Source organism: Bradyrhizobium sp. 18BD (assembly GCF_054185225.1).
The window spans coordinates 93994-113618 of the sequence record NZ_JAVAYL010000012.1 but is presented as its reverse complement, the minus strand read 5'-3'; the positions used below and the strand labels follow the sequence as shown (position 1 = coordinate 113618).

Annotated in this window: 19 protein-coding genes; 13 read left to right on the top strand and 6 right to left on the bottom strand. The window is 65.0% G+C overall.

Annotated elements, in window-relative coordinates:
- Positions 1-98: 98 nt before the first annotated feature.
- Positions 99-374, bottom strand: a complete 276-nt coding sequence (locus tag RAD16_RS22195) for a YiaA/YiaB family inner membrane protein (RefSeq protein ID WP_195800661.1) — start codon at positions 372-374, stop codon at positions 99-101.
- 55 nt (positions 375-429) lie between these two features.
- The gene (locus RAD16_RS22190) at positions 430-1125 is read right to left on the bottom strand and encodes a PspA/IM30 family protein (protein ID WP_458159987.1); all 696 of its coding nucleotides are present in this window, start codon (positions 1123-1125) and stop codon (positions 430-432) included.
- A 101-nt stretch (positions 1126-1226) separates the two neighbouring features.
- Here RAD16_RS22190 and RAD16_RS22185 point away from each other — a divergent pair, with 101 nt between their 5' ends.
- From RAD16_RS22185 to RAD16_RS22175, 3 genes are all read left to right on the top strand, one after another.
- On the top strand, positions 1227-1835 hold the full coding sequence (locus RAD16_RS22185; RefSeq protein ID WP_458159986.1) for a TetR/AcrR family transcriptional regulator: 609 nt from the start codon (positions 1227-1229) through the stop codon (positions 1833-1835).
- 114 nt (positions 1836-1949) lie between these two features.
- On the top strand, positions 1950-3404 hold the full coding sequence (hydA, locus tag RAD16_RS22180; RefSeq protein WP_458159985.1) for a dihydropyrimidinase: 1455 nt from the start codon (positions 1950-1952) through the stop codon (positions 3402-3404).
- 95 nt (positions 3405-3499) lie between these two features.
- Positions 3500-5122, top strand: a complete 1623-nt coding sequence (locus RAD16_RS22175; protein WP_458159984.1) for an ABC transporter substrate-binding protein — start codon at positions 3500-3502, stop codon at positions 5120-5122.
- On the opposite strand, the gene RAD16_RS22170 is transcribed toward RAD16_RS22175, so the two are convergent.
- Positions 5119-6462, bottom strand: coding sequence for a glycoside hydrolase family 3 N-terminal domain-containing protein (locus RAD16_RS22170; RefSeq protein WP_458159983.1), 1344 nt, complete (start codon positions 6460-6462; stop codon positions 5119-5121). The genes RAD16_RS22175 and RAD16_RS22170 overlap by 4 nt on opposite strands.
- Before the next feature lie 187 nt (positions 6463-6649).
- Between RAD16_RS22170 and RAD16_RS22165 the strand changes: the two genes are divergently transcribed.
- From RAD16_RS22165 to RAD16_RS22155, 3 genes are read left to right on the top strand one after another with little or no spacing between them, the layout of a single operon-like run.
- Positions 6650-8146, top strand: coding sequence for a DUF4153 domain-containing protein (locus tag RAD16_RS22165; RefSeq protein ID WP_458159982.1), 1497 nt, complete (start codon positions 6650-6652; stop codon positions 8144-8146).
- Positions 8147-8165: 19 nt separating this feature from the next.
- Complete coding sequence (locus RAD16_RS22160) at positions 8166-8870, top strand: response regulator transcription factor (protein WP_458159981.1); 705 nt, start codon at positions 8166-8168, stop codon at positions 8868-8870.
- Positions 8867-10453 (top strand): ATP-binding protein, encoded by a 1587-nt coding sequence (locus RAD16_RS22155; protein WP_458159980.1) that lies wholly within the window; start codon positions 8867-8869, stop codon positions 10451-10453. The genes RAD16_RS22160 and RAD16_RS22155 overlap by 4 nt, the downstream gene beginning before the upstream one ends.
- Here the strand turns inward: RAD16_RS22155 and RAD16_RS22150 are convergent.
- The gene (locus RAD16_RS22150; RefSeq protein ID WP_007597071.1) at positions 10450-10590 is read right to left on the bottom strand and encodes a hypothetical protein; all 141 of its coding nucleotides are present in this window, start codon (positions 10588-10590) and stop codon (positions 10450-10452) included. The genes RAD16_RS22155 and RAD16_RS22150 overlap by 4 nt on opposite strands.
- 79 nt (positions 10591-10669) lie before the next feature.
- Here RAD16_RS22150 and RAD16_RS22145 point away from each other — a divergent pair, with 79 nt between their 5' ends.
- From RAD16_RS22145 to RAD16_RS22125, 5 genes are all read left to right on the top strand, one after another.
- Positions 10670-11239, top strand: coding sequence for an alpha-ketoglutarate-dependent dioxygenase AlkB (locus RAD16_RS22145; RefSeq protein ID WP_458159979.1), 570 nt, complete (start codon positions 10670-10672; stop codon positions 11237-11239).
- A gap of 206 nt (positions 11240-11445) precedes the next feature.
- Positions 11446-11862: a DUF3606 domain-containing protein gene (locus RAD16_RS22140; protein WP_458159978.1), complete on the top strand. Its 417-nt coding sequence runs from the start codon at positions 11446-11448 to the stop codon at positions 11860-11862.
- Between the two features lie 23 nt (positions 11863-11885).
- Positions 11886-12371: a hypothetical protein gene (locus RAD16_RS22135; RefSeq protein WP_458159977.1), complete on the top strand. Its 486-nt coding sequence runs from the start codon at positions 11886-11888 to the stop codon at positions 12369-12371.
- A 123-nt stretch (positions 12372-12494) separates the two neighbouring features.
- Entirely contained in the window at positions 12495-13436 is a 942-nt protein-coding gene (locus RAD16_RS22130; protein WP_458160116.1) for an alpha/beta hydrolase, read from the top strand.
- Positions 13437-13870: 434 nt separating this feature from the next.
- On the top strand, positions 13871-15097 hold the full coding sequence (locus RAD16_RS22125; RefSeq protein WP_458160115.1) for an ABC transporter substrate-binding protein: 1227 nt from the start codon (positions 13871-13873) through the stop codon (positions 15095-15097).
- Positions 15098-15352: 255 nt separating this feature from the next.
- Here RAD16_RS22125 and RAD16_RS22120 read toward each other — a convergent pair whose 3' ends face one another.
- Positions 15353-16915 (bottom strand): adenylate/guanylate cyclase domain-containing protein, encoded by a 1563-nt coding sequence (locus RAD16_RS22120; RefSeq protein ID WP_458159976.1) that lies wholly within the window; start codon positions 16913-16915, stop codon positions 15353-15355.
- Positions 16916-17108: 193 nt separating this feature from the next.
- Between RAD16_RS22120 and RAD16_RS22115 the strand changes: the two genes are divergently transcribed.
- Positions 17109-18197 (top strand): enolase C-terminal domain-like protein, encoded by a 1089-nt coding sequence (locus RAD16_RS22115; protein ID WP_458159975.1) that lies wholly within the window; start codon positions 17109-17111, stop codon positions 18195-18197.
- 9 nt (positions 18198-18206) lie between these two features.
- On the opposite strand, the gene RAD16_RS22110 is transcribed toward RAD16_RS22115, so the two are convergent.
- The gene (locus RAD16_RS22110) at positions 18207-18629 is read right to left on the bottom strand and encodes a RidA family protein (RefSeq protein ID WP_458160114.1); all 423 of its coding nucleotides are present in this window, start codon (positions 18627-18629) and stop codon (positions 18207-18209) included.
- 210 nt (positions 18630-18839) lie between these two features.
- On the opposite strand from RAD16_RS22110, the gene RAD16_RS22105 reads away from it, so the two are divergent.
- A complete protein-coding gene (locus RAD16_RS22105; RefSeq protein WP_458159974.1) occupies positions 18840-19325 on the top strand; it encodes an NUDIX hydrolase in 486 nt (161 codons plus the stop codon).
- Positions 19326-19625: the final 300 nt, after the last annotated feature.

Sequence of the window (19625 nt, the reverse complement as noted above, 5' to 3'; positions counted from 1 at the left end):
GGGACACAATTCGGCGGCGCTAGCGATAGCTTCGGGCACAGTGGCAGAACGAGTTGTTCCGCCACCCTCTTGCTTGTTTGCTGCGGCCAGTCTCAAGCTCAGGCCGCCTTGGAGACCTCCATCAGCAGGCGCTCGGCCTTGGCATCCTCGATCCGGTTCACCAGACGGCCGCTCTCGTGGTTGTCGCGGACGGTCTTGGTCAGGGTGACGCAGGTCTGGATCAGCATCACGATGCCCATGGTGAGATAGCCTTTCATCCAGAGATCAATCGGCAGGAAGAAGATGCCGATCGCGACGAGGAAAGCGGAGGCTGCGAAGGATGCGTAAGTGAAGGTCACCCAGGCGCCGCTGTGGGGTTGGCCGTTCTGGTTCATGATGGTCTCCTGTTGGTTCGAATGATGATGGGGTTTTGAGAGATCGGGTTCGGGATCAGGCAGTCGGCATGCGCCTGGACTTCAACCGTGCCAGCACGTCGTCCGCGGTCGTCTTGAGCCGGGGGCCAAAACCCTGCTCGGCGAGTCTTTCGGCGGTGGCGAGCGGGCCGGTGGCCGCATCGAGCTCGACCAGCGCATCATCGGCGGCCTGGGCTTCCATCTGCCGCTCACGCAGGCGTCGCAGGGTGCTCTCGGCCTCCGGCAGCGTCGATTCATAAGGGCGTGCCGCCTCGATGCCGCTGCGGCGAAGCGAGCGCACCGCTTCCGAGGCGCGGGCGACGCGGCGGCCGCGATCGAGTTCGGTGATGCGGTCCTGCGCATTGGCGACATGCCGCTTCAGCCGCGCGATCTCGGTCGCGAACAGCGCGCGGGCCGTCATGGCCGCATCGCGGTCGGCTTCGAGACCTGCGATGGCTTCGGCCGCGTCCTTGGCGAGATCCTCGCGGCCGCCGTCGAGCGCCGCAACCGCGCGGGTCTCGAGATCGGCGATGCGGGCAATGGTCGCTTCGAGCTTGCGCCCCTCCTGCTGGTCCTGCGCAATCGCCAGCGCCAGCGTCCGCTTGCTGCGCTCGACGGCCGCGGCCGCATCGCGCATCTGCTGGTCGAGGATCAGGAGAGCCGTGCGGTCCTCCAGCTCCTCGCCTGCGGCGGCAACGCTGCCGCGGAAAAGTGTCACTACCGTCTTGAACATTTGCTGCTCCCTGTTATGAGCGTTGCTCACGGATGCTTTGTAGCACAACTTGAGCGACGCTCAAGCGAAATTTGAGCAATGCTCACGCCCCTGGTTAACAAATGACTAAAGCTTTGGAACGTCGAGAGAAATTGCGGGCCGACCTGATCCAGGCGGCCGAACGCATGATCGCTGACCGCGGTTTGGCGGGCCTGAAGACCCGCGATTTGGCCCGCGAGATCGGCTGCGCCAATGGCGCGGTCTACAATCTCGTCACTGACGTGGACGAGCTGATCCTGCGCGTCGGCTCACGCACGCTGCTTCGGCTCGATGAGGCGCTGAGCGCAGCGGAAAGCGCGGGCGAGCCCTCGCCACAGGAGACGCTGGTCCGCATCGCGATTGCCTATTGCGATTTCGCCGCGGAAAATCTCCAGCTCTGGCGCGCGCTGTTCGAGCATCGCATGGACGCCGACAAGGCCCTGCCCGACTGGTCGATCGAGGACCAGATGCAGCTGTTCCGGCACATCTACCAGCCGCTGGCGCTGCTGTTTCCAAAGCGGGGCGCGGAGGAGCTCGGCATCACCGCGCGCAGCCTGTTCTCGGCGGTGCATGGCATGGTGGCGCTGGGACTGGAGCAGAAGCTGGTCGCCGTGCCGCTGCCGGCGCTGCGCAAGGAGATCGCAGGCCTGGTGCGCGCGATGGTCGATGGCTTGATCGCGCGGGCAGCATAGCGGCTGGGAGAACGGAGCGAGGTTGTCGGCGGTGCCTGACTAAAATTTCGCCTGTCGCATCGCGGGCCGCGCGCTTAGCTTTCGCGGCGTCCCGTCCTCTCGCCGGAGTTCCCCATGCCCCTCCTCATCCGCGGCGGCACCGTCGTCAATCATGATCATTCGCGCCGCGCGGACGTGCTGATCGACGGCGCGACCATCGTCGCGATCGGGGCATCGATCGACGCACCTGCAGGCACGGAGATCGTCGATGCCGACGGCGCTTACGTCATCCCGGGCGGGATCGATCCGCACACCCATCTCGAAATGCCGTTCATGGGCACGGTGACCGCCGACGATTTCGAATCGGGAACCAAGGCCGCGCTGACCGGCGGCACCACCATGGTGGTGGATTTCTGCCTGCCCGATCCGGGCCAGTCGATGCTCGCGGCCTACCAGGAATGGCGGCACAAATCCGAGAAGGCGGCGACCGACTACGGTTTCCACATGGCGGTGACCTCGTGGTCGAAGCAGATCTATGACGAGATGGAGACCGTGGTCAGAACCTACGGCATCAACACCTTCAAGCATTTCATGGCCTACAAGGGCGCGCTGATGGTGAACGACGACGAGCTCTACAACTCGTTCGCGCGCTGCGCCCATCTCGGCGCCATGCCTGTCGTCCATGCGGAGAACGGTGACGTCGTGGCCCTGATGCAGGAGGCGCTGATCGCGCGCGGCGTCACCGGCCCCGAGGGCCACGCTTATTCACGGCCGCCGGAGGTCGAGGGTGAAGCCACCAACCGTGCCATCATGATTGCTGATATGACGGGCACACCAGTCTATATCGTGCACACCAGCTGCCGCGAGGCGCATGAGGCTATCGCCCGGGCGCGGGCCGCGGGTAAGCGCGTCTATGGCGAGCCGCTGATCCAGCATCTGCTGCTCGACGCCGGCGAATATCAGAACAAGGACTGGGATCATTCCGCACAGCGCGTGATGTCGCCGCCGTTCCGCGACAAGTCACATCAGGACAGTCTTTGGGCGGGCCTGCAGGCCGGCTCGCTGCAAGTGGTCGCGACCGACCATTGTGCCTTCACCACCGAGCAGAAGCGGTTCGGCCTCGGCGATTTCAGAAAGATCCCGAACGGCACCGGCGGGCTCGAAGATCGCCTGGCGCTGCTATGGACCGCGGGCGTCGCCACGGGGCGGTTGACGAAGGAGGAATTCGTCGCGGTGAGCTCGGCGAACATCGCCCGCATCCTCAATATCTATCCGCGCAAGGGCGCGGTCGCCGTCGGCTCGGATGCCGATGTCGTGGTGTGGGATCCCAAGGCAAGCAAAACCATCAGCGCGAAGCGGCAGATGAGCCGGATCGACTACAACGTCTTCGAAGGCTTTGCCTGCACCGGCGGGCCGGCGGCTACGCTCTCGCGCGGTCGCATTGTCTGGAAGGATGGCGATCTGCGTGCCGAGGCGGGCGACGGACATTATGTCGAGCGTCCGGCGTTCTCGCCGGTGCATCTCGCCAATTCCACATGGAAGGAGCTGACCGCCCCGCGCGCGGTGGCACGCGGAGCGGTGACGCCGTAGGAACGCGATCCGCACAGGATGGGACGCCGTGAAGCCGCGGCCGATGGCACGCGCCTTGCCTCTTTATGTCGCAAATCTGTTCCGAGGAGCCACCAATGAACGCATCATCTTTCGGCGTGAATCGACGCAGCGTCTTGCTCGGCGGCCTCGGCGCTGCCGGGATGATGGCGCTCGCGCCGCCTTTCGCCTGGGCGCAGGGCCGCGCCGAGACGCTGCTGGTGGTGCAGGAGCTCGGACCGAACTCGCTCGACATGCAGGGGGTCGGCTCCAACCAGACCGTGAACGGCCTGTCCTGGAATTGCTACGACCGCCTGCTGAGCTACGCCTCGAAGACGCTGCCCGATGGCACGCTGTCCTACGACCGTGAAAAACTCGCACCTGAACTAGCCGAGAGCTGGGAGGTCGCCGCCGACGGCATGTCCTGCACGTTCAAGCTTCGCAAGGATGCCAAATTCCACGACGGCACGCCGGTCACCGCGAAGGACGTCAAATGGTCGTTCGACCGCGCGGTGAAGGTCGGCGGCTTCCCGACCTTCCAGATGTCGGCGGGGTCGCTGGAGAAGCCCGAGCAGTTCGTCGTGGTCGACGACCACACCTTCCGCATCGACTATGTCCGCAAGGACAAGATGCTGCTGTTCAACGTCGCCGTGGTCGTGCCCTTCATCATCAATTCGGAGCTCGCCAGGAAGAATGCGACCGCCGAAGATCCGTGGGCGCTGGCGTGGCTGAGGACCAACGAGGCCGGCGGCGGCGCGTACAGGATCGAGAGCTGGAAGCCCGGCAGCGAGACCGTGCTGGCGCGCTTCGACGACTGGAAGAGCGGGCCGCTGCCGAAGGTGAAGCGCGTGATCGCGCGCGACGTCCCCTCCGCCGGCACGCGCCGCGCCATGCTGGAGCGTGGCGATGCGGATATTTCCAGCGGCTTTGCGCCGCGCGATTTCGAGCAGATCATCAAGGAGGGCAAGGTCAAAGTCTCGGGCGTGCCGATCCCGAACGCGCTCTGGTACGTCGCGCTGAACACGGCGAAGCCGCCGTTCGACAATGTCAAGCTGCGGCAGGCCATCGCCTGGGCAATGCCCTATGAGCAGATCCAGAGCAGCGCCTTCTTCGGCCGCGCCGTGCCAATGTATGGCGGAGCGGCCGAGGTCTCAAAGCCGGTCTGGCCGCAGCCCTCTCCTTACGTCACCGATCTCGACAAGGCCAAGGCGCTGATGAAGGAGGCAGGCTTCGAATCCGGGCTCGAAACGACGCTGTCGCTCGACACGGGCACGGCCACGGTCGGCGAGCCGACCGCCATCCTGATCCAGGAGAATCTCGCCAAGATCGGCATCAAGGCGTCGATCGAAAAGATTCCCGGCGCGAACTGGCGCACCACGCTAAACAAGAAGGAGTTGCCGCTCGCGCTGAATCGATTCAGCGGCTGGCTGGATTATCCAGAATACTACTTCTACTGGAATTTCCACGGCAACAATTCGATCTTCAATATCTCCTCCTACCAGAACAAGGCGATGGACGCGCTGATCGACAAGGCGCGCTTCACTACCGACACGGCCGAGTACGACAAGTGCGTGAAGGATTTCATCGCGCTCTGCATGCGCGATGTCCCGGTCGTTCCGCTCAACCAGCCGATCCACGATGTCGCCATGCAGAAAGCCGTCACCGGCTACGAGTTCTGGTTTCACCGCGAGCCGGACTATCGTCAGTTCGCAAAGGGCTAGTGGCGCTCGACGATTCGAACCACGCCTGCCGCGGCTCGCGCCTGCTGGGTCGGGAAGCCCCGCTCCAGCCGCGCCTCGCTCGCACGCAGCATGAGCGCATCGAGCCTGTTCTGCCGCGATCCCTCCAGGGCGCAGGCAAAGACCCGGTAGAACTGCGCGCCGTCATAGGCGACCAGCAGTAGATCGACGCCGGCATTGATGGCCTCGACCACGGCCTTGCAGACGTCGTTCTGGTAGATCGCGCCCATCACGAGGTCGTCGGTCATCACCATGCCCTGGTAACCCCATTTGCCGCGGATGATGCCGTCGACGACGCGCTTCGAATGCGAGGCGGCGCGGTCGGGATCGACCGCGGTGAGCGTGACATGGCCGACCATCAGTGCGCTGCGCGAATGCGACAGCACCTCGCGGAACGGCAGCCAGTCAGTGGCTTCGAGCTCCCCCACCGGCGCATTGAGACTGGCGCTGAAATGATGCGTGTCGGTGCGCACGCGGCCGATGCCCGGAAAATGCTTGAGCGTGGCACCGACGCCGGACTCTTCCAGTCCGCGCACATAGGCGCCGGCGATGGCGCTGACGACGGCGGGATCGGTGGCAATCGCGCGCTGGCCGATCAGCGTGTGGAAGTCGAGTCGGTTGCGCCGCTGCGGCGGCTTGAGATCGAGCACGGGTGCGAGGTTGAGGTTGATGCCGAGCCCGGCAAGCTCGCGTCCGTGGGTGCGGCCGAACTCTTCGGCCTTTTCCTGCTGCTCGTCGGGGGCGAGCCCTGCGAGCGTTGCCAGCGCCGGCACCTTTGTCAGCGGCGGCGCCAGGTGCCCGACGATGCCGCCCTCCTGGTCGGCAGCGACGACCAGCGGCGGCAGGCCGGCGGCGCGCCGCTTGTCCTGCAGCGCCGCGATCTCGGCCCGCAGCGCCTCGATCGTCCGCCCCCGGATGTTGTGGCGGGTGACGTAGACGCCGCCGATCAAGCCCTGCTCGGCCAGGCGCGCGACCTCGTCAAACGAGGAATAGCCGACCATGAAATGCGGCCCGAGCTGACGCGCCTCGCCGGCGCTGGCAGCGAGGACATCGTGCTTGCGCAGCTCGAACTTCAGATGCGCCGCCGACATCAGGGCCGGCGGCAGGCACCAGAGCATAACGAGCAGCTTGCCCGGGATGCTGCGCCAATGCCCGCGACGCAGCAGGACGGCGACGATCAGGAGGCTTGCGACGACAAGCGCGATGTTTCCTGCGCCGCGCAGCACCAGCAGATAGGGATCGTTCTTGTTGGCGGCGGCGAATGCGGCAAGAGGCGCGGCGAGCCAGAGCAGGATGAGACCGATGCGATTGAGGAATTGCATGATGCGTCACGTCCAAAATGATGAACGCATCGCACCTATCAGCGCGACTTGCGTTACGCGAGGGGCAAAAGCGCACCTGCACGAAAACTGCAAAAGACTCCTGAAACCGTGCAGACCAAGGCCCCGGCTTCTGCGCAAGCGCCGTGCAGATTGCACGACATCGCTATTCACGAGAGATCATTTGCATATGACGAGCCTGGCCACGACACCTGCGACGGACATCCAGCCGATCAGGCCTTCGACTGTATCGATCAAGCTCGCGATGGCGCTGGCGCTCGCCGCGCTTTCCGACTGGCTGTTCTATGGCCAGCGGGTCGGGCTGGCGCTGATCATCTTTGCAGTCGCAATCGTCTGCGCCTCGCTCCTCGCCAACCACGCGTCCCTGGACATCCGCCGCGCGGCAATCGGTGCGGCCGTCATCGTCCTCGGTCTCGTGCCGGCCATCGAGGAGCTCAATACGCTTTCGTTCCTGATCCTCATTGCAGCGCTGGTCATCGCCCTGCTGCTGGCAACCAATCCCGAAACGACTGGCCTTGCCGACCGCGCTCGCGCGCTGCGAAACTTCGTCCTGTTCGGCCCCTTCAGAGTCTTCCCCGACGCGCTTCAGGTCTTCAACATGTCCGCGTTCACCCGCGGCATCGCGCTGTGGCTGGTGCCGGTGGTGCTGGGCACCGTGTTCGTCGCGCTGTTCGCCGCCGCCAATCCCGTGATCGAGCAATGGGTGTCGCTGCTCAATCCAAGGATCATCCTCGAATATGTCAGCGTCCCGCGCGTGCTGTTCTGGATCCTGATGCTGGCGCTGATCTGGCCGTTCATCCACGTGCGCTGGCGGCGCAGAAAGATCGCCGCAACCGCCCAAACCGACGTCGTGGAGCTGGAGCCGCTTGCACCCTTCATCTCGCCGGAGTTTCTAGGTCCCTCCACCATCCTGCGGTCGCTGATCCTGTTCAATCTGCTGTTCTCGGTACAGTCCATTCTTGACGGCATCTATCTCTGGGGTCATGTGGCGCTGCCCGATAATGTGACCTATGCGTGGTACGCCCATCGCGGCGCCTATCCGCTGATCGCGACCGCCCTGCTCGCCGCCGCTTTCGTGCTGGTGGCGATGCGCCCCGGTGGCCCGGCCGAGAAATCCAGGGTGATCCGGCCGCTGGTCTATCTCTGGGTCGGACAGAACGTATTGCTCGTCGCCTCCTCCATTCTCCGCCTCGATCTCTACGTCGACGTCTACATGCTGACCTACTGGCGCATCGCGGCCTTCATCTGGATGGGGCTGGTGGCGCTCGGGCTGATCCTGATCGTCGCCCGCATCGTGCTCGACAGGTCCAACGAATGGCTGGTCGGCGTCAATCTGACCGCGTTGGCGATCGTGCTCTATGGCTGTTCGCTGGTGAACTTCGATGCCTTCATTGCCAATTATAATGTCGCCCATAGCCGGGAGGCCTCGGGCAACGGCGTGCAGATCGACATCAATTATCTCCTGACGCTCGGGCCGCAGGCGCTGCCCGCGATCGACAAGGCGATCATGCTCAAATCCGGCAACCTCGAGAGCTGCCTTGTGTCGCGCCGCGACCGCCTTGTAGAACAGCAGCGTCAGGATCTGGCCTGGCGAAGCTGGGGCTTCCGCAACTGGCGGCTCCAGCGCAGGCTGGACGCGCAGGCGGCGAATCAGCCGGCGGGTTGACGAGGCAGCGGAGAGATTCTTGGCGCATCGCATTCTCATCGTCGACGACGAGGGCCACATCCGCGAGGTCATCCGCGTCGCCTTGAAGAAGGCCGGCATGGATGTGATCGAGGCGCGCGACGGCAGGGAGGCGCTCGCCCGCTTTGCCGCCGACAAGCCCGACCTGATCGTGCTCGACATCGGCATGCCTGAGTTCGACGGTCTCGACGTCTGCCGCGAGATCCGCAAAGGCTCCGACGTGCCGATCCTGTTCCTGTCGGCGCGCGACGAGGAGATCGACCGCATCCTCGGCCTCGAGATCGGCGGCGACGACTACGTGACCAAGCCGTTCAGCCCGCGCGAGCTGGTGGCGCGCGTCAACGTCATCCTGCGCCGCCTCAGCCCGCGCAATGGCGAGGCCAAGGCCGGGCCCGCCGCGCTGTCGCAAGGCGGCCTCCTGATTGATCCCGAGCAGCATGTCGCGACCTTCGCCGGCACGCCGCTGAAACTGACCGCGATCGAGTTCGGCATCCTGCGCGCGTTCCTGACAAGGCCGACCTCGGTGTTCAACCGTGAGCAGCTGATGCGGGCGGCCTATCAGCTCAACATCCAGGTCTCCGACCGCACCATCGACAGCCACATCCGCAACATCCGCGCAAAGCTCGCGGCGCAAAATTGCGAGAACGTGATCGAGACCATCCACGGCGTCGGCTTCAAGCTCGGCCGCTGCGAGAAAGAGGCATGAGCGCGGCGCCCGACAAATGGCGGCCGTCGCTGGGGCTCGTGATCTTCACGGTGCTGGCGACCGTCGCGATACTCCCGCTGGTCGGCCTGTTCTTCTTCCGCCTCTATGACAACCAGCTGATCCGCCAGACCCAGGCCGAGCTGATTGCGCAGAGCCGCGTGCTCGCGACGATCTATGCGCAGGAGGTCACGGCGAGGCTCGACAACGGCCTTACGCTCGGCCCCGAGGTGCCGCCGAACATGCTGCCCGATCCCGGCGACCCGGTGACGCCGATCCGCCCCGCCCTTGACCTCACCGCCAACGATCTGTTGCGACGCCGGCCAGATGCGCTGCCCGCGTCCCAGCCGGCGCAAGCCGCCTATGTCGAGATCGGCGCAAAACTGACGCCGATCATCCGCGAGACCCAGAAGGTGACGCTGGCGGGATTCCGCATCCTCGATCCACAGGGCGTCGTGATTGCCGGGCGCTACGAGGTCGGCCAGTCGCTCGCCCATATCGAGGAGGTCGCGGACGCCCTGCACGGGCAGTACCGCGCGACCTTGCGCAACCGCGTCCCGGATCGGCCGCCGCCGCCGATCTATTCCTTCAGCCGCGGCCTCGGCGTGCACGTGTTCTCAGCGATGCCGGTCATCGTCAACAACCGCGTCGCGGGCGTGATCTACACCACGCGGACCCCGAGCAACATCTTCGACCATCTCTATCAGGAGCGCGGCAAGTTCGTGCTGGCGGGGCTGGCCGTCATCCTCGGCACGATCGCGATTGGGCTGGTGTTCTCGCGCACCATCACGCTGCCGATGCGCGAGCTGATCGACCGCGCCGCCAGGATCGGCCGCGGCGACCGCGAGGCGTTCCAGCCGCTGCGGCATTACGGCACCCGCGAGTTCGCCCAGCTCTCGCACAATTTTCTCGGCATGGCCGAACAGCTCGCAAGGCGCTCCGACTACATCGCGACCTTCTCGGCCCACCTCACCCACGAGCTGAAATCGCCGCTGACTTCGATCAAGGGCGCGGCCGAGCTGTTGCAGGATTCATTTCAAGGCAAGCCCGAGGGATTGACACCGGCCGAGCAGAAGACCTTCATCGCCAACATCCTATCGGACACCCAGCGGCTGGAGGCGATGGCGCAGCGGCTGCGCGAGCTCGCCCGTGCCGAAAGCCTGCCGCAGAACGAGCGCACGGAGCTGGCGCCCGTCATCGCCGACCTCAGAAGCCGGTTTCCGGAGAGCGCGATCCAGGCCAGCGGCAGCCTCGAGCGGGCGATCGGCATGTCCGGCGAGAAGGCGCTGATCGTGCTGTCGCATCTCGCCGACAACGCGGTGCGGCACAGGGCGAAGTCAATCCGGCTGGAAGCGGTAGATGAGCGGACGACCCTGCTGCTGACGGTGAGCAATGACGGGGAGCCGATTTCGGCGCCGAACCGCGACAGGATCTTTGATGCGTTCTTCACCACCCGGCGCGACCAGGGCGGGACCGGGATGGGCCTTGCGATCGCGCGCGCGGTGATGGCGAGCCATGGCGGCTCGATCAGGCTCAAGCCCTCCGAGCGGGGCGTCGCCTTCGAGCTCCAATTCCCCGCTGCCTAGATCGCAAACACCCAGGCGGCGACGATGGTGCCGATGGTGACCAGACCGGCGATGGTCCAGCCGGCGGCATATTCCAGCTCAGGATGACCGGTCGCCCGCATGATCTCTGCCGGATCAGCGGTATGCTTCTCTGCCATGACAGCCTCGCACGTTTTTTCCCGCGTCATAGATAAGTCGCTCCAGACGCCAGAAGGTTCCATCACGGAAATGCGAGGAATGACGCAGCTTAGTTTGTTCGCCGAACCGGAAGCAGGGCCGGCCGGCCTTCGCCATACGGACAATTTTATCGACGCCGCCACTGAGCAGGCGCTGATCGGCCGCATCGCAACATTGCCGCTCCAGCGCTTCCAGTTCGGCGCCTTCGAGGGCAACCGGCGCGTGGCGTGGTTCGGCTACAGCTATGACTACACGCTGCAGCGGCTCACCGAGGCCGCGCCGATCCCGGACTGGGTGCGCCCAGTCGCTCGGCAGGTCGAGGCATGGGCGGGGCTCGCAGAGGGCAGCGTGCGGCAGGTGCTGTGCACCGAATATGACGCCGGCGTCGGCATCGGCTGGCATCGCGACAAGCCGCACTTCGACAAGATCCTCGGCCTGTCGCTGGGCTCGGCTTGCAAATTCCGTTTCCGCCGCCGCAGCGGCGACAGATGGGAGCGCCACACGCTCGACGCCCTGCCGCGCTCGCTCTACATGATGGACGGCGAGGCGCGGTCGCAATGGGAGCACAGCATCCCGCCGGTCGAGGCACGCCGCTACTCCATCACCTTCCGGACGATGAAGCGGGTGTGACAGGCACCTCCAAAACAAAAAGTGCGAAAACAACCCCATGCACAGTAGAACGCCGCTTCCCGCTCGAGACGCGGTCGCGCGACGCAACGGTTTGAGACATCAGTGCAAAACGGCCGCTCCGCGCAATCGCCGCGCGGGCGGCATCTTGCCTTCCAAATCGGGTTGCATGCTAGATTGACGCACGTCATCCAGGGCGGGAGAGAAGCATGGCCGACAACAAGGCAAAGCGCGGCGGCGCCGATCGGGCGCTGATCGCGCTCACGGAGAAGTACGAAGTCGCCTACTGGTCGAAGAAGTTCAAGGTGACGCCGGCCAAGCTGAAATACGCCGTCAAGAAGGTCGGCCACTCCGCCAGGAAGGTCGAGGAGTACATCAAGCTCCAGAAGCACCGCGCCGCCGACAAGAGCCGGATTGCGCTCAGCGAGGCCTATGAGGTCCGCTACTGGTCGAAGAAGTTCAAGATCACCCCCGCCAAGCTGAAGGCCGCCGTCGCCGCGGCCGGCCACTCCTCCAAGAAGGTCGAGGCCTATCTCGCCGCCCAGAAGGCGGCGAAGAAGAAAAAGGCCCAAAAGACCACGAAGAAGGTCGCCAAGAAGGCAGCTACGCGCAAAAAAGCCGCCTGAAACGGCAGGCCGGTGGGGGCAAGATGAAATTCGGTCGATTGATCCTTTCCTGCGGCCTCCTCGCGGCCTGCGCACAAGGCGCCGCTGCAGCCGCGCCCGCAAAAATCTCGGGCGCGACCGCGCTAGCGCTGGCGGGCGTGATCGCGCCGCTGTCGCCGGACCTGACCGGGCCCGAGAAGAAGGCGGTGGCGATGCTGTTCGCCGCCAATGCCGACATCCCCTACAAGAAGCCGATCGTCGTGGCCGTCGACCGGATCGTCTGCCGGACCGGCAATGTCGACATCACCATTCGCAACTGCGAGGTGACCTTCGGCAAGAAGGTCAAGACGGTGAACGGCTCGACCGCCAACGAGATCTTCGCCACCGAAGCGCTGGCCGGCGTTCCACCCGATGGCGCGGCAGGATCGAACTTCGAGAGCCTCACCAAGCTGAGTTGCACCATCGATCCCAATGCGATCAGGCGGAAGGACGGCAGCGGGGCAGATTGCACGTTCCAGCCGGGCAATTGAACCGGGCCCGAGGGGCAGCCCCGAGGTGCCGTGAAATCGCCTCAAGACCAGCCAACTAATAAGGCGAATTGAAAAGACAGGCCCCGAGAGCGAGCCAATATGGCGCGCAAGGCCCCCACCGCCATGAAGAATTGTCTCGCTTTTTTGCTTTTTCTGACCGTTACGACCGCCTCCGCGCATGGTCCCGTGCCGGGTCCCCTGCCGGCATCGCGGACGGCGCCGTCCGATCTCATCCGCGTCGGCCTCACCGATTCCGACACCACCGCCGGCGGCACGGCGCGGCTGTGTGAACAGATCACCTTCTCGCGCGGCCTGCGCTACGGCGAGAGCGAGGCCAATGTGCTCGATGTCGCCGCCAGCACGACCAAGGCGGATACGCCGCGGCCGGTGCTGCTGTTCGTGGCCGGCGACACCTTTACCGGCGACCGCGGTGCGCCGGACCTGTCGCGCGAGATCCAGGACCAGGTCATGTGCTTTGCCGCGCGTAACGACATGATCGGCGTGCGGGTCAATTATCGCCTGGCGCCGTCGGCGGCCTGGCCGACCGGCGCCACCGACGTCGCGGCGGCGCTATCCTGGATCCACGGCAATATCGACCTGTTCAACGGCGATGCCCGCGAGATCGTCGCGGTCGGCTATGGCGCCGGCGCCTTCCATGTCGCCACCCTGCTGGCGCATCCCGAGCTCCAGACCGATCGCGCGGAGGTCGCGGGCGTCGTGCTGGTGTCCGGGATCTACCGCGCCGGCAAGGACGCCAGTGACAGCGAGAAAGCCTATCTCGGCACCGACGCCACCCAATATGACAAGCGGTCGGCCTTCCCCGGCATCCTCAATGTCGACGTGCCGATCGTGCTGGCCTGGGCCACGGACGATTCCGCCGGCGTTGTCGCACAAGGCGAGACGCTGAAGAAAACGCTCTGCGGCGCCGGCCACTGCCCGCGCGCCGCCCTCCTGCGCAACCGCGACGGCATCGCCGCCGCGTTCGGGCTCGACGGCTCCGGCGACAGTCTTGCCGAGCCGACGCTGCTGCTGGTGCATCAGCTCGAGGCGCGGGGTTTGCCGTAGCGCGGCGTTGCGGGCAAAGCTCCCGCAACGTCATGGCCGGCCCCGTATATCACTACGCCATACCGGCTACGAATTCCGACCGTGACAATCAGTCCATCACCGTCACCCTGAGGTGGCCGCTTCTTCAGCGGCCCTCGAAGGGCGACGGCCCGGCTCTCCGCTCGGTTGCAGCGGTGGCCATTCATCCTTCGAGGCTCCCGGCGCGATGCCTTTCGCATCGCGCCACTCGCACCTCAGGATGACGGAGCAACGCTTTTGGTCTAAGCCCTCAGTGTAAGCGGCGCGTCAACACGCCTGCCGTTTCATCCGGGCCGCCATGCGTCGCATTGAAGCGCACCACCTGGCCACACGATCGCCAAACGCTTGACGTAGATCAACTCGCCTGGGTGCGGAATGAGCCGACCTCGTTGGGGGCCAACGACAAGGTGTCGAGCATGCACGTCACCGGCAGGACGCTGTTCGTTTTGATCGCCGCTCTTGCGTCGCTTGGGGCGATGTCGCAGCAGCAGCACACCGAGCAACCCGCGAGCGAGAACGACATCCGCATCGGCAACGTCATGCCGTATTCAGGGCCGCTGTCGGAGTTCGGCGCGATCGGCAAGGCGGAGGCCGCCTATTTCGACATGGTCAACGCCCGCGGCGGCATCAACGGCCGCAAGATCCGCTTCATCACGCGCGACGACAATTCCGATCCCGCAGCCGCGCTGGAGCTGACGCGAAACCTGGTCGAGAAGGACGATGTGCACCTGATGTTCGGCTCGTTCGGCACGCCGGGCAATCTCGCCGCGCGCTGGTATCTGAATGAAAGGAAGATCCCGCAACTGTTCGTCGCCTCGGGCGACGAGGAGCTGAGCCAGGCCAAGGCGTTTCCCTGGACCATGGGCTGGCAGCCGTCGTTCCGGTCGGAGGGGCGCATCTACGCCAATTACATCCAGGCCTATTATCCGCAGAAGAAGATCGTGGTGCTCTGGCAGAACGACCAGTTCGGCCGCATGCTCTACAAGGGCATCCAGGAAGGCCTCGGCGATCTGAATCGCCACATCCTCGTCGACATCGCCTTCGACATCAACGACGAGCATCTCGAAGGACACGTCTCGATCCTCAAGCGCACCGGCGCCGACATCTTCGTCTTTCTCGGCGTGCCGTCGACGGCGTCCAAGGTGATCCAGATCGCGGCCTTGCTCAAATGGCGCCCGGTCGTCATCGTGAACGACGCCTCGGCGTCGATCGCCAATGCGATGGCGCCCGCGGGCCTGGAGAATTCGGCCGGCGTGATCTCGGCAGCCTTCCTGAAGGACCCGAGCGATCCCGCATGGAAGGACGATCCGGCCATGAAGGACTGGTTCACCTTCATGGACAGGTATCATCAGGTCGAAAGCACCAACAACAGCGCGGCGGTCTATGGCTACGCCGCGGCCGAAGCGCTGACGCAGGTGCTGAAGCAATGCGGCGACGATTTCTCGCGCGAGAACATCATGCGGCAGGCGGCGTCGCTGAAGGCCTATCAGCCCTCCCTCGCGCTGCCCAAAATCAGGATGAACACCTCGCCGGAGCGCTATCTGCCGATCAAGCAGATGCGGCTGGTGCAATTCGACGGCCGCTCCTGGCAGCCGTTCGGCGAGGTGATCGAGACCGCGTTTACGGAAGGCGCGGCAAGGTGAGGTGACGAGGGCCTGCAGCGGCGAGGTGCCTCACGCGCACCTTTTGCTGGGCCACCCCTCTCCCCCGCCCTCCCCCGCAAGGGGGGAGGGAGCGCAGCGGAGTGCGTGGCGACACTCCGCCCTCATCGCCGATGCGCCAATGAATCAAGTCATTCGCCACGAGGAAGGTAGGTTCCCTCCCCCCTTGCGGGGGAGGGTTAGGGAGAGGGGTATCACACGGGGACTCCCTCGAACGGCGGCAACCTATATCGCGTCTCACGCCGGCTTCAGCGAAGCCAGCGCGCTCTCCAGCAGCGAGCGCACGCGTGCCGCATCGCCGGACTTCACCACGGCGGGATCGAGATAGAGCTCGAGCCCCGGCGCCCGCTCGGTGATCACCCCGCTCTTTTCCGTCGCCGCGTCGTTCAGCGCGTCGACCGAATAGGGAATCACCTCGCGGCTGATGCCCTTCATCGTGATCGCCGGCAGCGCGTGGGCGCGGACGATGTCGCTGACCAGCGCGAAGGTCTCGTAGCTCAGCACGATGCCGCCGGGCTCGGCGATCGACTGCAGGCGCGCGGCGAGGTTCGCTTCGGCACCGATGATGGTGTAATCCATGCGGTCGCTGCTGCCGAAATTGCCGACATTGCAATAGCCGGAATTGATGCCCATGCGCGAGCGGAACGGCTGCTCGATGCCGGACGCCCGCCATTTCGCATTGAGCTCGGCAAGGCGCTGCTGCATGCGCCAGGCCATCTGCAGACAGGCCTGCGCATCGGCGCGGTCGCCCTTGGTCTCGGGATCGCCGAAGAAGATCAGCATGGCATCGCCGATGAACTTGTCGATGGTGCCGCCATATTCATGGGCGATCGCCGACATCTCCGTGAAGTACTCGTTGAGGAGCTGGGTCAATTGCTCCGGCTGCAGCCGCTCGGCGGTCGCGGTGAAATTCTGGATGTCGGAGAAGAAGATGGTGAGCTTCTTGCGCTCGGTGTGGATGGTGACGTCCTTCTGGCCGGAGAAGATGCTCTTGTAGACCTGCGGCGGGATGTAGCGCGAGATCTTCATCGACAGCGAGGCGAGGAAGTCGTTGGCGGATTCCAGCTCCTTGTTCATGCCCTTGATGCGCCTGGCCTGCCGGCGCTGCAGCGACAGGAACGACAGGCCGCTGCCGGCGGCGATCAGGAAATAGGCCAGCAGGAACTTGAACGAGAAGATGTTGGCGGCGATCGGCTGGGCGATGATCACCTCCTGGATGCCTCTGACATCGCCGACCTTCCAGTCCTTCTTCGGGCTTTCGGGGTGGCTGTTGTGGCAGCTCACGCAGGCCGGGCCCATCGTGACCGGGGCGACCAGGCGGACCTTGTCGTTGAACAGCGAGGTCTCGGTCTCGACGATCTTCTGCTCGGGATCCTTGCGCAGCGCATCGAGCGCGTCCTTCTCGAACTTGTCGAGCTGGTGCGCGGCGCGGTTCTGGAAAGGGAAATCCGAGACGAAGCGATAGGTGATGTTCTCCTGCTGCGCGCCGATCACCCGGCCGAGCTCGAGCGACAGCGTCGCCGGGATCGGGATCGCGCCGGGAATCGACTCGTAATTGTGCACGACCCTGGTGGTGCCGTTCGGATTGGCAAGCACGCGCCCGACCACGTTCGACGCATAATAGCTGCGCACGCTCGTGATCACCGAATTGAGATCGATCGCCTGCCGACGCAGCGCGGTCTTGGAGAGCTCGATCAGGTCGAGCCACACCGCGAGCGGCAGCGCGAGCAGCAGGAAGGCGACCGCGGCCCCCATCAGGATGCCGCTCTTGCGCTGTTCTTCGGAGATCTCTTGTTTCACGTCGTGGCTCCGTTGTGTGCGTTTTTGTCGCAAATCCGGGGGATTTGCGGCACAGCATTGGGGCGCACAGAGCCAACAAACGCGCCCCCGCGCAACCCCAATTTATGGTGGTCGGACGAGACGGCTTTTCGTTTCATGACGATTGTTTAAGATCGACATTGACCTGCATTCACTCCGCCGGGAGATCCTCCGTATGACCCTCATCCGTATCAAGCGCATCAACGCGCGGCCCGTGATCGTGCCGATGAACTTGCCGCTGAAAACCTCGACCGGGGCCGTGGCAAAGGCGCCACTGGTGCTGATCGACTGCGAGACCGACCAGGGCGCGGTGGGCCATGCCTATCTGTTCTCGATCACGCCGTCGGCCCTGAAGCCGCTGACCGCGATGGTCACGGAAATGTCAGAGTTGCTCGCCGGCGACGAGTTGCTGCCGTTCGAGATCGAGCGCAAGGTGACCCAGCGCTTCACCCTGCTCGGCCTCGCCGGCCTGCAGCCGCTGGCGCAATCCGGCATCGACATGGCGGCCTGGGATGCGCTGGCGCGCAGCAAAAGCTTGCCGCTCGCGCGCCTGCTCGGCGGCGCGCCAAAGCCGGTCAGGGCCTACAATTCAAAGGGGCTCGGCATCATGCCTGTGGGCGCAGCGGTGGAGGAAGCCCACAAGCTCCTGGCCGAGGGCTTTCACGCCGCAAAGATCCGCGTCGGCCGGCCCGATGCGCGCGAGGACCTCGCCGTGGTGCGCGCGGTGCGCAAGGCTGTCGGCGACGATGTGACGTTGATGTGCGACTACAACCAGGCGCTCACGGTCACCGAAGCCATCCGCCGCGGCGAGATGCTCGACGACGAAGGGTTGAGCTGGATCGAGGAGCCGATCCGGCACGACGACTATGCCGGGAACGCCCGCATCGCGGACGCCTTGCGCACGCCGGTCCAGATCGGCGAGAATTTCGACAGCGCCTTCTCGATGCAGACCGCGCTCTCGTCCGAGGCCTGCGACTACGTGATGCCCGACGTGCAGCGGATCGGTGGCGTCACCGGCTGGCTCCGCGCCGCCGCGCTGGCGCACGCCGCCGGCGTCGAGATGTCCACGCACCTGTTCTCGGAGGTCAGCGCGCACCTCCTCTGCGTGACGCCGACCGCGCACTGGCTGGAATATGTCGACTGGGCCGACGCGGTGCTTTCGACGCGGCTGACGATCAAGGACGGCTTTGCGCTGCCGGGCGAGAACCCCGGCAACGGCATCGAATGGGACGAGGCGGCGGTCGCCAGATATCTCGTTACATAAGGCGGCCTGCTACGACCGAACGGCGGCAATCATACTCAGCTCGACCGGAGCGCCCCGCGGCAACTCGGCGACGCCGACGGACGTGCGCGTGTGACGACCGCGATCGCCGAGGCGCTCGATCAGCCGGTCGGAGGCCCCGTTCATGACTTGCGACTGCAGGGTAAATCCGGGCGCTGAAGCGACGTATCCGACGAGCTGCAGGACCTGGACGATCCTGTCCTCTCCACCCGTTGCGTGGTTGATGGCCGCAATGCAGAGATCGGCGCAGAGGGCTGCAGCCTCCTGCGCAGCCGCGATATCGACATCCGCGCCGACCTTGCCCTTATACAGCAGGTCTTCGCCACGACGCGGGAGCTGGCCGCTGACATACGCAACTCCATCATGGATGATCACCGGCAAATAGTTGCCGCCGGGCTTGTTCACGCTGCTCATCTCGAAAACCGGCCTTCTCTTCACGTCCGAAGCGACACATGTCGCCGAACGCACCATCTGCATCTCTCACGGGGCTCGTCGCCCCGGGGCGGATGACATGACAATGGCAGGCGGGGCCTCACGGATCAAGGCTGCGAAGCTTTGCATGCTGAAGGCAATGCCTCGCCTACACGCATTGCGAAACCGTGTGGCGCGGACTAACCATGCCCCATGACCACATGGCGCCCGCATCCCCACATCCGCGTCGTCGCGATCGGCCTGCATTGGCGGGACGGTCGGCTGCTGGCGGCCGAGGTGCGTGACGATGCAGGGCGGATCAAGGGTGTGCGCCCGCTCGGCGGCGAGATCGAGTTCGGCGAGAGCTGGCAGGCGGCCCTCGTGCGGGAGCTTCACGAAGAGCTCGGCATCGACATCACCATCACAAGCGAGCCGCTGGTGATGGAGAACATTTTCGCGCACGAGGGATCGACCGGCCACGAGGTGATGTTCATCGCCGAGATCGCGTTTCCGGATGGCGCTTTCGGCGGCCACGATCGCATCGACTTCCGCGAGGATAACGGCGAGCAGATCGTCGCCCGCTGGTTCGACCTCGCCGATCTCGATGTCGCGGGCGGACCGCATCTCTATCCGACCGGGCTGAAGGACGTGCTGCTCGGGAGCAAGGACAGGATGAAGGTCTCAACCCCGTCATCCTGAGGTGCGAGGCATGGGACGCAGCGCGTCCCATGAGCCTCGAAAGATGAACGGCCCGGATACAGCCGGGCCGTCACCCTTCGAGGGCCGCTTAAGAAGCGGCCGCCTCGGGGTGACGGTTTTAGACTTGAACACGTCACTGCCTCCACGTCGTCATTGCGAGCCAACGGGTCCGCGCGAAGCGCGGCCCGATGACAGGCTCCGCGAAGCAATCCAGCATCTTTCCACGGTGACAGTCTGGATTGCTTCGCTGCGCTCGCAATGACGGGAATGTGGAGCAGCGGCGCCGACTGACCGGCTGAC

What these genes read in the sequence shown, in the direction of transcription:
- RAD16_RS22195 (WP_195800661.1), bottom strand. Translation starts at nt 374, where the DNA reads ATGAACCAGAACGGCCAACCCCACAGCGGCGCCTGGGTGACCTTCACT.
- RAD16_RS22190 (WP_458159987.1), bottom strand. Translation starts at nt 1,125, where the DNA reads ATGTTCAAGACGGTAGTGACACTTTTCCGCGGCAGCGTTGCCGCCGCA.
- RAD16_RS22185 (WP_458159986.1), top strand. Translation starts at nt 1,227, where the DNA reads ATGACTAAAGCTTTGGAACGTCGAGAGAAATTGCGGGCCGACCTGATC.
- hydA (WP_458159985.1), top strand. Translation starts at nt 1,950, where the DNA reads ATGCCCCTCCTCATCCGCGGCGGCACCGTCGTCAATCATGATCATTCG.
- RAD16_RS22175 (WP_458159984.1), top strand. Translation starts at nt 3,500, where the DNA reads ATGAACGCATCATCTTTCGGCGTGAATCGACGCAGCGTCTTGCTCGGC.
- RAD16_RS22170 (WP_458159983.1), bottom strand. Translation starts at nt 6,462, where the DNA reads ATGCAATTCCTCAATCGCATCGGTCTCATCCTGCTCTGGCTCGCCGCG.
- RAD16_RS22165 (WP_458159982.1), top strand. Translation starts at nt 6,650, where the DNA reads ATGACGAGCCTGGCCACGACACCTGCGACGGACATCCAGCCGATCAGG.
- RAD16_RS22155 (WP_458159980.1), top strand. Translation starts at nt 8,867, where the DNA reads ATGAGCGCGGCGCCCGACAAATGGCGGCCGTCGCTGGGGCTCGTGATC.
- RAD16_RS22150 (WP_007597071.1), bottom strand. Translation starts at nt 10,590, where the DNA reads ATGGCAGAGAAGCATACCGCTGATCCGGCAGAGATCATGCGGGCGACC.
- RAD16_RS22145 (WP_458159979.1), top strand. Translation starts at nt 10,670, where the DNA reads ATGACGCAGCTTAGTTTGTTCGCCGAACCGGAAGCAGGGCCGGCCGGC.
- RAD16_RS22140 (WP_458159978.1), top strand. Translation starts at nt 11,446, where the DNA reads ATGGCCGACAACAAGGCAAAGCGCGGCGGCGCCGATCGGGCGCTGATC.
- RAD16_RS22135 (WP_458159977.1), top strand. Translation starts at nt 11,886, where the DNA reads ATGAAATTCGGTCGATTGATCCTTTCCTGCGGCCTCCTCGCGGCCTGC.
- RAD16_RS22130 (WP_458160116.1), top strand. Translation starts at nt 12,495, where the DNA reads ATGAAGAATTGTCTCGCTTTTTTGCTTTTTCTGACCGTTACGACCGCC.
- RAD16_RS22125 (WP_458160115.1), top strand. Translation starts at nt 13,871, where the DNA reads ATGCACGTCACCGGCAGGACGCTGTTCGTTTTGATCGCCGCTCTTGCG.
- RAD16_RS22115 (WP_458159975.1), top strand. Translation starts at nt 17,109, where the DNA reads ATGACCCTCATCCGTATCAAGCGCATCAACGCGCGGCCCGTGATCGTG.
- RAD16_RS22110 (WP_458160114.1), bottom strand. Translation starts at nt 18,629, where the DNA reads ATGAGCAGCGTGAACAAGCCCGGCGGCAACTATTTGCCGGTGATCATC.
- RAD16_RS22105 (WP_458159974.1), top strand. Translation starts at nt 18,840, where the DNA reads ATGACCACATGGCGCCCGCATCCCCACATCCGCGTCGTCGCGATCGGC.